A 13043-nucleotide genomic window follows, 5' to 3' on the forward strand; every position below is an offset into this window, starting at 1 on the left:
ATGACGACCTATTATACCGATGAACATGAATGGATTTCGGTCGAGGGCGGCACCGCCACCGTCGGCATCACCGATTATGCGCAGGCCCAGCTGGGGGACATCGTCTTCGTCGAGCTGCCTGCGCTCGGCGGCAACGTCACCAAGGGCGGCGAGGCCGCGGTAGTCGAGTCGGTCAAGGCCGCGTCCGACGTGTTCGCCCCCGTCACCGGCACCGTCAGCGAGATCAACGCCGCGCTGGAGGAGGACCCGTCGCTGGTCAACAGCGCGCCCGAGACCGGCGGCTGGTTCTTCAAGCTGGCGCTCGCCGATCCTTCTCAGCTGGAGGGTCTGATGGACGCCGCCGCCTACAAGGCGTTCTGCGAAGGACTGTAAAGCCTCTCACCCCTCCCCTTCAGGGGAGGGGCCGGGGGTGGGGCCTTTCCACAGGCGCCACTTCAGGATCAGAGGCCCCACCCCAACCCCTCCCCTGAAGGGGAGGGGCTAGGAGCAACAAATGCGCTACCTGCCCCTCACCGATGCCGACCGGGCTTCAATGCTCGCCACGATCGGCGCGTCGTCGGTCGATGACCTCTTCGTCGACGTTCCCGCCGAAGCCCGCCTGTCCGGCCCGATCGCGGGCCTGCCAAACCACGCGTCCGAACTGGCGGTCGAGCGGCATATGGCGCGGCTGGCGAAGCGCAACCTGTCGGCGGGGGAAGCGCCGTTCTTCCTCGGCTGCGGCGCATACAAGCATCATGTCCCCGCCAGCGTCGATCATCTGATCCAGCGCGGCGAGTTCCTGACCAGCTACACGCCCTATCAGCCCGAAATCGCGCAGGGTACGCTGCAGGCGCTGTTCGAATTCCAGACCCAGGTCGCCCGCCTGTTCGGCTGCGACGTCGCCAACGCCTCGATGTATGACGGCTCGACCGCCTGCTGGGAAGCGATCACCATGGCCCGCCGCGTCACCAGGCGGGGCAGGGCGATCCTCTCGGCGGGGCTGCATCCCCATTACGTCTCGCTGGCGAAGACGATGGCGCGCTTCACCGGCGACGCGCTCGACATCGCGCTGCCCGACCTCACCCCCGGTGCGCCCGGCGACGACATGGCGCGGCTGCTTGCCGCGATCGATGGCGACACCAGCTGTGTCGTCGTCCAGAACCCCAACATCCTCGGCCATGTCGCCGACCTCAGCGAGCTCGCCGCGCGCTGCCATGAAAAGGGCGCGCTGCTGATCGCGGTCGTCACCGAGCCGGTCTCGCTCGGCGCGATTCGCAGCCCCGGAGAGATGGGCGCGGACATCGTCGTCGGCGAAGGCCAGTCGATCGGCGTCGGCCTCAACTTCGGCGGCCCCTATGTCGGCCTGTTCGCCTGTGCCGAGAAATATGTCCGCCAGATGCCGGGCCGCCTGTGCGGCGTCACCAGCGATGCCGACGGCCAACGCGGCTTCGTGCTGACGCTGTCGACCCGCGAGCAGCATATCCGCCGCGAGAAGGCTACCTCGAACATCTGCACCAACGCCGGGCTGTGTGCGCTCGCCTTCTCGGCGCATCTGACGCTGCTGGGGGAGACCGGCCTGCGTAACCTCGCCGCGCTCAACCATGCCGGCGCGGTCGCGGCGGCCGAGCGGCTCAGCCAGGTCCCCGGGGTCGAGCTGATCAACGGCGCCTTCTTCAACGAGTTCACCCTGAAGCTGGCGAAGGAGGCGCGGCCCATCGTCCGCGCGCTGGCGGACCAGGGGATATTGGGCGGGGTGTCGCTGGGCCGGCTCTATCCGGACGCGCCCGCGCTCGCCAACGGCCTTGTCGTCGCGGTCACCGAGACCACGTCGGGTGAGGATGTCGAAACATTGGCCCGGACCCTCGAAGCGGAGTTGGCGGCATGAGCATGAACAGCGAAGGCCGCGTCACGCGCCCGGAAACCTCGACCGAAGCTGCTGCCCCAGCGACCTTCACCGGCAACCGCGCGCTGATGCTCGAGGAGAAGCTGATCTTCGAGCAGGACGATTATGCCCGCACCGGGGTCGACCTGCCCGCCGTCCCCAAGGTGGCGAGCCGCCTCGGCGGCTTGGAGCGCAACCGGCCGATCGGCCTGCCCGGCCTGCCCGAGCCGGAGGCGGTGCGCCACTATACCCGGCTCAGCCGCCAGAATTATGCGATCGACCTCGGCCTCTTCCCGCTGGGCAGCTGCACGATGAAGCATAATCCGCGCCTGAACGAGAAGGTCGCGCGGATGCCCGGCTTCGCCGATGTCCACCCGCTTGCGCCGGTCGATACGGTGCAGGGCGCGCTGGCGGTGATCCACGAACTCGCCGACTGGCTGATCACGCTGACCGGCATGCAGGCGGTGGCGATGAGCCCCAAGGCGGGTGCGCATGGCGAGCTGTGCGGACTGCTGGCGATCCGCGCCGCGCATGATGCGGCGGGCAGCGACCGTTCGGTGATCCTCGTCCCCGAATCGGCGCACGGCACCAATCCGGCGACGGCGGCCTTCTGCGGCTATGCGGTCGAAAATATTCCCGCGACCGCCGATGGCCGCGTCGACCTCGACGCGCTGACCGCGCGGCTGGGGCCCGACGTCGCGGGGGTGATGATCACCAACCCCAACACCTGCGGCCTGTTCGAGCGCGACATGAAGCGCATATCCGACGCGGTCCATGCCGCGGGCGGCTATGTCTATTGCGACGGCGCAAACTTCAACGCGATCGTCGGGCGCGTGCGCCCCGGCGATCTCGGCATCGACGCGATGCACATCAACCTGCACAAGACCTTCTCCACGCCCCATGGCGGCGGCGGGCCGGGCTCAGGCCCGGTGGTGCTGTCGAAGGCGCTCGCACCCTATGCGCCGCTGCCCTTCGTCGACAGGCAGGGCGACAGGTTCGTCGTCGTCGAGGAAGAGACGGCGGGCGAGCATCATGGGTCGAGCTTCGGCCGCATGGCCGCCTTCCACGGCCAGATGGGCATGTTCACCCGCGCGCTGACCTATATCCTCAGCCATGGCGCGGACGGCCTGCGCCAGGTCGCCGAGGATGCGGTGCTCAACGCCAACTATGTGCTGCGCAGCCTCGACGATCTGCTCGACGCGCCATTCGGCGGCAGCGGCCCCTGCATGCACGAGGCGCTGTTCAGCGACGAAGGGCTGGCGCAGGGCTTCACCACGCTCGACATCGCCAAGGGGCTGATCGACGAGGGTTTCCACCCGATGACGATGTATTTCCCGCTCGTCGTCCATGGCGCGATGCTGGTCGAGCCGACCGAGACCGAGGGCAAGGCGACGCTCGACCAGTTCATCGGCGCGCTCCGCTCGGTCGCCGGGCGGGCGAAGGCGGGCGACGCCGCGCTCAAGGCCGCCCCGGCGCTGGCCCCGCGCCGCCGCCTCGACGAGACCGCCGCGGCGCGCAAGCCGGTGCTGGTGTGGAAGGACGAGATGCTGGCGCAGGCGGCGGAGTAGCCGCTACCCGTCATCCCAGCGAAAGCTGGAATCTCCCTGCCTTTCTCGGAACATGAGAAGAAGAGAGATTCCAGCTTTGCCGGAATGGCGGTAAAGCGGACTATGACCAACGCCCGCCGCTATGCCCCCGCCACCGAGCGCAATCGCGAGCCGATCCTCGCAATCCTGCGCGATGCGCTGCCCGCGAGCGGCACCATCCTCGAAGTCGCGAGCGGCACCGGCGAACATGCGATCCACTTCGCGGCGGCGCTGCCCGGTCTGGTCTGGCAGCCGAGTGACCCCGATCCCTCGGCGCTCGCTTCGATTCGCGCCTGGGCCGAGGGGGCGAAACTGCCGAATCTGCGTCCGCCTTTGCTGCTCGACGCCGCCGCGCCCCGCTGGCCAGTCCCGAAAGCGGACGCAATCCTGTGCATCAACATGCTGCATATCAGCCCGTGGGAGGCGACGATCGGTTTGATGCAGGGCGCAGCGCGACTCCTGGATGAGGGCGCGCCGCTGTTTCTCTATGGGCCCTATCGCCGCGCCGGTATACCGACCGCGCCCAGCAACGAAGCCTTTGACGAGAGCCTGAAGACGCGCGATCCGCGATGGGGCTTGCGCGATCTGGACACCGTAGTCGCGCTGGCAGGCGAGCATGGATTAGCCCTCGATAGGGTCGTCGAGATGCCCGCCAACAACCTCTCGCTGCTGCTGCGGCGGCGTGCGGACGGTCTCGCTCCGGCACAATAGTTCACAATTCCACGGGTTTTCGCTAGGACTCGCACCTGTAGCATATGCTACAGAGCCTCCGAATCCGGGGGGATCGCGACATGAATATGATGGAAACGCGGAGCGCAAAGCGCGTTCTGCTGACCGAGGCGCTGGCCGATATCATGCTGGCTGAAGGGCTCGATGCACTGTCGTTGCGCCCGGCAGCAGCGCGATTGGGCACCAGCGATCGGATGCTGCTCTATTATTTCGGGACCAAGACCGCACTGGTGGGCGACGTCCTCGCCTGCGTGTCGGACCGCTTCGCACGGCATCTTGCCCAGACCACCTATGGCCGCCGGCTTCCGCCGCAGAATATGGTCGGACACGCCGCCAATCTGCTCGCCGAGCCCGAAGGCCGCGCCTTTGCCCAGCTGTGGCTGGAGATCGCCGCCCGTGCCGCGCGCGGCGACGAACAATATAGCGAGGCGGCCGCTGCCATCGCCGAATTGTGGACCGACTGGATCGTCAACAGCGTCCATTTTCCGGCAGGCACCCAGTCACGCAACGCCGCGGCGATGATGCTGGCGATCGTCAACGGCATCGCCCTGCTCGACCGCGCCGCGCCCCGCGTTGCCGAGGCCGCACGCTCGCGCGTGCAGGCTGGTGCCTAAACCGTTTCGCGCCGTAACAGGGTGATCCGCGCCTTGCCGTGAACCCGCTCGGCCTCGACGGTGAAGCCCGGTACGCTGACATCCTCGTTCTTCGCGGTCTCGATGCTCGCCCATCCGCCGGGGGCGAGCGCGATCTGCGGGAGGATCTTCTGGCCAAGGCCGGTGCCGTAGGGCGGATCGATCAGCACCAGGTCGAACGGTCCGCCACTAAAGCTCTCGGCGGCGATCGCGCGCACCTCGGCGTGCGCGCCCAGCTTGGCGATGTTGGCGCGCAATGCATCGACCGCCGCGCGGTCGCGCTCGACGAAGGTGCAGTGCGCGGCGCCGCGCGACAGCGCTTCTAGCCCCAGCGCCCCCGTACCCGCGCAGACATCGGCAACCTTCAAGCCTTCGAAACTGCCGAGCCTGCTGGTCAGCATCGAGAACAGCGCCTCGCGTGTCCGGTCCGCGGTCGGGCGGGTCGCGTCACCGGCTGGCGCGATGAGCGGACGGCCGCGCCAGAGACCCGCGATGATCCGCACCCTATGCTTCCGGAGGCTGGGGCGCCTTCGGCCCCTTCACGGACTTGAGCGTCTTGCGGAAAGCGACGAGCTGGTGCTGCAGGATCTCACCGACCTCGCCCGGCTGGAGTTCGCCCAGCTCGAACGCGCCATAGGCGACACGTATCAGCCGCGACACTTCCAGCCCAAGATATTCGAGAACGCGGCGCACTTCGCGGTTCTTGCCCTCACGAAGCTTCATTTCGATCCAGACATTCGCCCCGGTGCGACGCTCCATATTGGCGTCGATCGAACCGTAGCGGACACCATCGATCTCGACGCCCTCGATCAGGTCCTCGAGCTGTTCCTGGGTGACATTGCCATAGGCGCGGGCGCGGTAGATGCGCTCGACCCCCGTCGCGGGCAGTTCGAGCTGGCGCTTGAACTCGCCATCGGTGGTGAGCAGCAGCAGCCCTTCGGTGTTGAGATCGAGCCGGCCGATCGGCATCACCCGCGGCAGGCCGGGGGGCAGCTTGTCGTAAATGGTCGGCCGCCCCTTCGGGTCGCGCTCGGTGGTCAGCAGGCCCTTGGGCTTGTGGTAGAGAAACAGGCGGGTGGGCTCGGGCGCGGCGACGGGCTTGCCGTCGACGGTTACGCCTTTGAGCGAGGTCAGCAGCGTCGCGGGGGTCTCGATCGCGACCCCGTCGATCGCGACGCGGCGGTCCTCGATCATCCGCTCGATCTCGCGGCGCGAGGCGACGCCAGCGCGGGCGAGCAGCTTGGCGATGCGCTGCGGTTCCTTGCCGGGCTTCGCGCCTTCGCGGGCGGGATGCGGGACCGACGGCTTGATCGGCCGCGCCAAGCCACGCGCCTGACGGCGGCCGAGCTTGGGCGGCGGGATCGGCGCGCCGCTGCCGGCTCTGCCGGAGGACGATCGGCCGGGAGGCCGGCCGCCTGGGGTTCTGGGAGGACGCATGAGGGGGCTCTAGCGCCGTAACGCCGTCAGCACCAGTTTTGCGTGGAGGTGACGGCGACCGCCCTCAATCGTCCTGCATCTGGCTTTCGATGCAGCCGAGCCAGCCGAGGCCCCGATAGGTTTCGTAGCCGGGGGTTACCGCGAAGGCGATCAGCTTGCCGTCGCGTTGATAATAGCCGCTCTCCCGCCGTTCGGTCTGGAGCGGATAGTGTTCGGTGCAGATGCCTTCGCCGTCCGACGAGGCGATGATGCGGTGACCGGCATCGAGCAGCATCAGCCGCGAACTCTGCCGCTCTGCCGGGGACAGGCCGATGCCGTCGAGAATCGCGGCGGCCTGCGGCGCCCAGTCGAAGAAGATGCCGAGCGCGCCGATCGGTGCGCCGCGGGTGTGGCCGCCGCTGCGGACCGCGGTCGAATAGGTCGCGACCTGGGCGTTGCCCAGCGTCGGATTGACCGAAATGTCGCACACCCGGAAGTCGTCGCCGGTCTGCGTGCCCATCGCCGCGCGGAACCAGTCCTCACGCGAGACGTCCTGGCCGATGGCGTGCGGATAGCGGTCCGGCCGTCCGGTCGCGATCACCCGGCCCTGGCTGTCGGCGATCCACAGGTCGAGATAGACGGTGTAGGAGCGCAGGATCGTCGCGAGCCGCTCGGTCGCGTGCGCGACATTGGCGTCGCCCGGCGATTCGAGCACGTCGGTGACCGAGCTGTCGGTCGCCCACCAGCGCACGTCGCACGAGCGTTCGTAGAGGTTGCGATCGATGATCTCGACCGCCGAACGCGCCAGATCGGTGTGCCGGGTGCCCTTGAAATCGACGAGCATCTGGCTGCCCGCAGTGCGCAGCGAGGCGATGTTCGACGCGATCGCCGAGCGCAATTCGCCGCCGATCCCCGAAATCGAGGCCGCCAGCGCGCCGAGCTCCTGCGCGACGACCGAAAAGGCGCGCCCCGCCTCGCCCGCACGCGCGGCTTCGAGCCGCGCATTGATCGCAAGCATGCCGGTCTGCTTCATCACCCGGTCGATCCGGTCGACCTTTTCCTCTGTTATGCGCGAGACCTCATAGGCCAGGCGCAGAATGTCGTCCTGCATTCGTGGTCTCCCAATCCGACCTCGTTTGCGGCACCCTCGGCATCAAGCTGATGGCATTTGGTTGCTCTTTCGGGAATCATGATGGGACGAATTGGTAAACAAGCCGTAACCATCCACAGCGGAAACCTCGAAAAACCGCCATTCGCTGCACTGCACTATGGAGAAGCCACGCATGACCGCCGCCAAGGACGCCTGGACCGCCATCACCGGGACGTCCCCGAGCCCCCTTTCGGAGCTCTTCACCGCCGAACCCGACCGGCTTTCGCGCCTGTCGATCGAAGAATCGGGAATCCTGTTCGATTTCTCGAAGACCCATTTGTCGGCTGCACTGATCGGCCATTTCCGCGCGCTCGCCGAGGCCAGCGATTTCGCGGCGAAGCGTGACGCGCTGTTCGCGGGCGAAGCGGTCAACGTCACCGAGGGCCGCGCCGCCGAGCATCCCGCCGAACGCGGCCAGGGCGCCCCCGACAGCGTCGCCCGCGCACGCGGTTTCCAATCACGGATGCGTGCGATGATCGACGCGATCGAGGCCGAGGTGCTGGGCCCGGTGCGCCATATCCTCCATGTCGGCATCGGCGGATCGGCGCTAGGGCCCGACCTGCTGGTCGACGCGCTCGGCCGCGACGCCGACCGTTATGAGGTGGCGGTCGTCTCCAATGTCGACGGCGCGGCGCTCGACGAGGTGTTCAAGCGCTTCGATCCGCAGGCGACCCTGCTCGTCGTGGCGTCGAAGACCTTCACCACCACCGAGACGATGATGAACGCGCGCAGCGTCCTCACCTGGATGGAAGAGGACAATGTCGAGGATCCCTATTCGCGCGTCATCGCGCTGACGGCCGCCCCCGAGAAGGCAGTCGAATGGGGCGTCGACGAAACCCGCATCCTGCCCTTCTCCGAAAGCGTCGGCGGACGCTATTCGCTATGGTCGTCGATCGGTTTTCCGGCCGCGCTCGGCCTCGGCTGGGATGCCTTCGAGACCCTGCTGGAGGGCGCGGCGGCGATGGACCGGCATTTCCGCTCGGCCCCGCTCGAGAAGAACATCCCGCTGCTCGCCGCCTTTGTCGACCAATATTATTCGGTGGCGCGGGGCGCCGAGACGCGCGCGGTCTTTGCTTATGACGAGCGGCTGCGGCTGCTGCCGTCCTACCTCCAGCAGCTCGAGATGGAATCGAACGGCAAGAGCGTGAAGGCTGATGGTTCGCCGGTCGACGGCCCCACTGCGGCGATCACCTGGGGCGGGGTCGGCACCGACGCGCAGCATGCGGTGTTCCAGTTGCTCCATCAGGGGACACGCCTCGTCCCCGTCGAATTCATCGCCGCGGTCGAGCCTGGCCACGTCCTCGACGACGCGCACCACCGCGCGCTGCTGATCAACTGCTTCGCGCAAGGCGCGGCGCTGATGGCCGGCAAGCCCAATGACGACCCCGCCCGCGCCTATGCAGGCGACCGCCCGTCGACGACGATCCTGCTCGACCGGGTCGATCCGGCCCGGCTCGGCGCGCTGCTCGCCTTCTACGAGCACCGTACCTTCGCCAATGCAGTGCTGATGGGAATCAATCCGTTCGACCAGTTCGGCGTCGAGCTGGGCAAGGAGATCGCGCGTTCGATCGAGAGCGAGGGAACCGACCGGTTCGATGCCTCGACCCGAGCGCTAATCGCGCGGGCGCTCCCGTAGTTCCTCTCCCATCGAGGGGAGGAACTCATGAAAAACCCGGCCTCCTTGCGGAAGCCGGGTCTTTTTTCGACCGCTGACCGGAAAGATCAGCTCATCGGGGTGAGGTTCACCGCGGCATATTTGCCACGGCGATCAACCTCGAGTTCGAACTCGAGTCGGTCACCTTCGTTGAGGTTGGTCATGCCGGCGCGTTCCACCGCCGAGATGTGGACGAAGGCATCCGGCTGGCCGTCATCGCGCTGGATGAAGCCGAAGCCCTTCATCGCGTTGAAGAACTTCACCGTGCCCGTGGCCTTCTCGCCAGTCAGCTGACGAGCAGGGCCGCCAGCGCCGGCGCGCGGAGCGCCAAAACCGCCCTCACGCGGCTCACGCGGAGCGCGCTCTTCGACCGGCATCGGCTCGCCATCGATCTTCAGATCAGTGGCCGAAACGCGCCCGCCGCGATCGACGAGGGTGAACTCGAGCGGCTGGCCATCGGCCAGACCAGTCAGCCCGGCCTGCTCGACCGCGGAGATGTGAACGAACACATCTTCGCCGCCATCGTCGCGGACGATGAAGCCGAAGCCCTTCTGTCCATTGAAGAATTTGACGACGCCTTTGCCTTCGCCGATGACCTGGGCCGGCATGCCGCCACGGCCACCGCCGCCACCGCCGCCGAAACCGCCGCCGCCGCCGCGGAATCCACCGCCGCCGCCGCCGCCGCCAAAGCGGTCACCGCCGCCGCCACCGAAGCGGTCACCACCGCCACCGTAACCGCCGCCACCACCGAAACGATCGCCGCCGCCGAAGCCGCCGCCACCGCCTGCATAGCCACCGTAACTGTCGTCACCGAAGCCGTCGCGCTTGTCCCTGCCGCCGCGCGGACCGCGCTTACCTCTATCGAAACCCATGCCTTGCAGTTCTTCCCGAATCTCGCCCCAAGCATCGAAAGGTTGCTGCGCCGGGCGTTGGCGCAGCCGCCTTCCGGCGCGCAAAATCAGCCACGCCAAAAAAAGACATAAAGCAAATACGCTCCGCCTGCGAGCGGTTTTGCTATGTTCCCCACGGAACGGGGGCGGCGACGCGGGTAAAAGCGCGGTCGAACCGAACCTCTCGATCAAATGTTACCGTGTTTTCTCACGGTTGGGGCCATCGTTTCACAGGCGATTCGCCCCTAGACAACGCTTCGGAGGCTCCGAGTCGCGGGGCGACGCCGCAGCATCGAAGGACATCATGACCGACATCGCCGTCATTTTCGCCGACCCGGCCAACTGGGCCGCGCTGGCCGCCCTCGTGACGATGGAGGTGGTGCTCGGCATCGACAATCTGATCTTCATCTCGATCCTGACGAACAAGCTGCCCGAGGCGTATCGCGCCCGCGCCCGGATGATCGGCATCGGCCTGGCGCTCGGCATGCGCCTCGTCCTGCTCAGTCTGATCGCCTTCATCGTCACGCTGACGCGGCCGGTGTTCGAGATAATCGGCCATCCGCTGTCATGGCGCGACATCATCCTGGTCGCCGGCGGTCTGTTTCTGGTGTGGAAGGCGACCAAGGAGATCCACCACAATGTCGACCAGCACGACGAGGGCGACATGTTCGACGCGAAGAAGGCCGGGCTCGGCTTCGGCGCGGCGATCGTTCAGATCATCCTGCTCGACCTCGTCTTCTCGATCGATTCGATCATCACCGCGGTCGGCATGACCGACCATGTCCCGATCATGTTCATCGCGGTGATTGCCGCGGTGGCGACGATGATGACCGCCGCGGGCCCGCTGTCGCGTTTCATCGAGAAGAATCCGACGATCGTGATGCTGGCGCTAGCCTTCCTGTTCATGATCGGCATGACGCTGATCGCCGAAGGCTTCGGGGTCCATGTGCCCAAGGGCTATATCTACGCCGCCATGGCCTTCTCCGCGCTGGTCGAAGGGCTGAACATGGTCCAGCGCCGCGCGCGGCAGCGCAAAGCGCAATAGCCCCGTTTTCGCGGGCGGGGGCGGGTCAAGCATGGTTGCCCTCCCCCCGCGCGCGCCGTAAGGCGGGCGGATGACAGTATATTTGCATCAGGAAGACCTGCCCGAGGGCGTCCTCGCCGAAGGGCCGGTCGCGGTCGACACCGAGACCATGGGGCTGATCACCCCACGCGACCGGCTATGCCTCGTCCAGATTTCCGACGGCCGCGGCGACGAGCATCTCGTCCGCTTCGCCGCGGGCAGCGACTATGCAGCGCCCAACCTGCGTGCCGTGCTCGCCGACCCCGCCCGGTTGAAACTCTACCATTTCGCGCGCTTCGATCTTGCCGCGATCAAGCATTATCTCGGCGTCGTCGCCGCCCCGGTCTACTGCACCAAGACCGCGTCGCGGCTGATCCGCACCTATACCGACCGCCACGGCCTGAAGGAGCTGGTCCGCGAACTCCTCGGCCAGGAAGTGTCGAAGCAGCAGCAGTCGTCCGACTGGGGCGCGTCAGACCTCTCCGAGGCGCAGAAGGATTATGCCGCGTCCGACGTGCGCTTCCTCCACGCGATGCGAAAGATCCTCGACGAGCGGCTGGTCCGCGAAGGCCGGATGGAGCTCGCCCAGGCCTGTTTCGACTTCCTGCCCGCGCGCGCCGAACTCGATCTCGCCGGCTGGCCGGAAATAGACATCTTCGCGCATGTTTGAGGCGCGGGCGCAAACCACCACATCGTCATTCCCGCGAAAGCGGGAATCCATGGTCACGACCCGCATAAGGTTTGACCGCCCGCCGTCCGTGGATTCCCGCTTTCGCGGGAATGACGTGGAGGGGCGGCATGTCTGAACTAGCCGATCGCGCTCGGACCGAGCGCCAGCTCTGGGCCGCGAGCGGAAGCAGCCATGATCGGCTGATCGCGATCCTGCGGCTCGTCCTGCCCGCCGCGATCGTCGCGCTGGTGATCCTCCTTGCGCTCGCCCCGCTCACCGTCGGCCGCGACATCAGCTTCGTCCTGTCGAAGGACAGCGTCGAGGTGGCGCGCGAGCGGATGCGCGTCACCTCGGCGACCTATCGGGGCGAGGACAGCAAGGGCCAGCCTTTCGAGCTGAGCGCGGGCTCGGCCGTCCAGGTCTCGTCGCGCGATCCGGTGGTCCGCCTCAAATCGCTCGCCGCCAAGATCCAGCTGGAGGACGGCCCCGCGCAGATCGACGCCGGCCAGGGCCGTTACGACATGGACAGCGAGAAGGTGGCGGTCGACGGCAAGGTGCTGTTCCACTCCGCCGACGGCTATCATATCGAAACCCGCGATGTCGGCATCGATCTGAAAACCCGGCAGGTGGCGAGCCAGGGCCGGGTCGACGGCCGGATGAACATCGGCACCTTCGCGGGCGACCGCTTCACCGCCGATCTCAACACGCGCGTTGTCGTGCTCGAAGGCCGCGCGCGCTTGCATATCGATCAGCGACAGGCCAGAGCGGCGCGGACGAAGAGCGTTGGAGGACGGTAAGATGCGGCGTGCGGTGCTGGCGAAATCGCTGCTGGGTGCGATCATCGCCGGGTCGGCCTGCGCCGCGGGCGCGCAGGCGGTCTCCTCGCTCAAGAATCACAATTCGAACGCCCCGGTCGATTTCGCTGCCGACCGGATCGAGCTGCAGGACCGTGCCGACCGCGCGGTGCTGACCGGCAATGTCGAGGTGAAGCAGGGCAATATGACGCTGCGCGCCAGCCGCGTCACCGTCGCCTACAGCTCGGCGGGGCAGACCGAAGTCACCCGGCTCGATGCCTCGGGCGGGGTCACGCTGACCAGCGCCACCGAGACCGCGCGCGCGCAGTTCGGCATCTACGACCTGCGCAGCCGCCTCGTCACCCTGATCGGCGGCGTCGTGCTGTCGCGCGGCGGCAAGGGCGAAACGCGCGGCAACCGCCTGGTGCTCAACATGAACACCGGCTTCGCGACGCTGGACGGCGGCTCGGTCGGCGGCAGCGGCAGCGGCGGCGGGCGCGTCACCGGCCGCTTCACGCCGCCACCCCGCGCGCAGGGCCCATCCAAGAACTGAACGCGCGTCGCCGTCGCGAATCGATCCGGCGGACTGTCGCTTTTC

14 protein-coding genes are annotated in these 13043 nt (G+C 67.3%); 10 read left to right on the plus strand and 4 right to left on the minus strand.

Annotated features, from left to right (window positions below):
- The 5 genes from gcvH to ASE00_RS20930 all read left to right on the plus strand — a co-directional run bounded on the left by gcvH (position 1) and on the right by ASE00_RS20930 (position 4790).
- Positions 1-372 (plus strand): glycine cleavage system protein GcvH, encoded by a 372-nt coding sequence (gcvH, locus tag ASE00_RS20910; protein WP_056383676.1) that lies wholly within the window; start codon positions 1-3, stop codon positions 370-372.
- Positions 373-493: 121 nt separating this feature from the next.
- Positions 494-1864 carry an aminomethyl-transferring glycine dehydrogenase subunit GcvPA gene (gene gcvPA / locus ASE00_RS20915; RefSeq protein WP_056383677.1) on the plus strand — a complete coding sequence of 457 codons (1371 nt, stop codon included), beginning with the start codon at positions 494-496 and terminating at the stop codon, positions 1862-1864.
- Positions 1861-3429, plus strand: coding sequence for an aminomethyl-transferring glycine dehydrogenase subunit GcvPB (gene gcvPB, locus ASE00_RS20920; RefSeq protein ID WP_056383678.1), 1569 nt, complete (start codon positions 1861-1863; stop codon positions 3427-3429). Before gcvPA ends, gcvPB begins: the two co-directional genes overlap by 4 nt.
- A gap of 102 nt (positions 3430-3531) precedes the next feature.
- Positions 3532-4158, plus strand: coding sequence for a DUF938 domain-containing protein (locus ASE00_RS20925; RefSeq protein ID WP_056383679.1), 627 nt, complete (start codon positions 3532-3534; stop codon positions 4156-4158).
- Positions 4159-4238: 80 nt separating this feature from the next.
- Positions 4239-4790, plus strand: a complete 552-nt coding sequence (locus tag ASE00_RS20930) for a TetR family transcriptional regulator (protein WP_056383680.1) — start codon at positions 4239-4241, stop codon at positions 4788-4790.
- Here the strand turns inward: ASE00_RS20930 and rsmD are convergent.
- The 3 genes from rsmD to ASE00_RS24280 form a co-directional block, all read right to left on the minus strand.
- Positions 4787-5311, minus strand: a complete 525-nt coding sequence (gene rsmD, locus ASE00_RS20935) for a 16S rRNA (guanine(966)-N(2))-methyltransferase RsmD (protein WP_056383681.1) — start codon at positions 5309-5311, stop codon at positions 4787-4789. The genes ASE00_RS20930 and rsmD overlap by 4 nt on opposite strands.
- 1 nt (position 5312) lies before the next feature.
- Entirely contained in the window at positions 5313-6131 is an 819-nt protein-coding gene (locus ASE00_RS20940; RefSeq protein WP_414819871.1) for a pseudouridine synthase, read from the minus strand.
- Between the two features lie 178 nt (positions 6132-6309).
- A complete protein-coding gene (locus tag ASE00_RS24280; protein ID WP_056383683.1) occupies positions 6310-7335 on the minus strand; it encodes a cache domain-containing protein in 1026 nt (341 codons plus the stop codon).
- A 172-nt stretch (positions 7336-7507) separates the two neighbouring features.
- Between ASE00_RS24280 and pgi the strand changes: the two genes are divergently transcribed.
- Positions 7508-9010, plus strand: a complete 1503-nt coding sequence (gene pgi, locus ASE00_RS20950) for a glucose-6-phosphate isomerase (protein WP_056383833.1) — start codon at positions 7508-7510, stop codon at positions 9008-9010.
- An 86-nt stretch (positions 9011-9096) separates the two neighbouring features.
- Here pgi and ASE00_RS24345 read toward each other — a convergent pair whose 3' ends face one another.
- Positions 9097-9900, minus strand: a complete 804-nt coding sequence (locus tag ASE00_RS24345; RefSeq protein WP_056383684.1) for a cold-shock protein — start codon at positions 9898-9900, stop codon at positions 9097-9099.
- A gap of 322 nt (positions 9901-10222) precedes the next feature.
- On the opposite strand from ASE00_RS24345, the gene ASE00_RS20960 reads away from it, so the two are divergent.
- From ASE00_RS20960 to ASE00_RS20975, 4 genes are all read left to right on the plus strand, one after another.
- Entirely contained in the window at positions 10223-10963 is a 741-nt protein-coding gene (locus tag ASE00_RS20960) for a TerC family protein (protein WP_056383685.1), read from the plus strand.
- Between the two features lie 70 nt (positions 10964-11033).
- Entirely contained in the window at positions 11034-11651 is a 618-nt protein-coding gene (locus ASE00_RS20965; RefSeq protein WP_056383686.1) for a ribonuclease D, read from the plus strand.
- A 128-nt stretch (positions 11652-11779) separates the two neighbouring features.
- On the plus strand, positions 11780-12448 hold the full coding sequence (lptC, locus tag ASE00_RS20970) for an LPS export ABC transporter periplasmic protein LptC (RefSeq protein WP_056383687.1): 669 nt from the start codon (positions 11780-11782) through the stop codon (positions 12446-12448).
- Position 12449: 1 nt separating this feature from the next.
- Positions 12450-12998: an LptA/OstA family protein gene (locus tag ASE00_RS20975; RefSeq protein WP_056383688.1), complete on the plus strand. Its 549-nt coding sequence runs from the start codon at positions 12450-12452 to the stop codon at positions 12996-12998.
- The last annotated feature ends 45 nt before the right edge of the window (positions 12999-13043 follow it).

Origin of the sequence: Sphingomonas sp. Root710, from assembly GCF_001429065.1 — a bacterium.
Lineage (GTDB): Bacteria > Pseudomonadota > Alphaproteobacteria > Sphingomonadales > Sphingomonadaceae > Rhizorhabdus.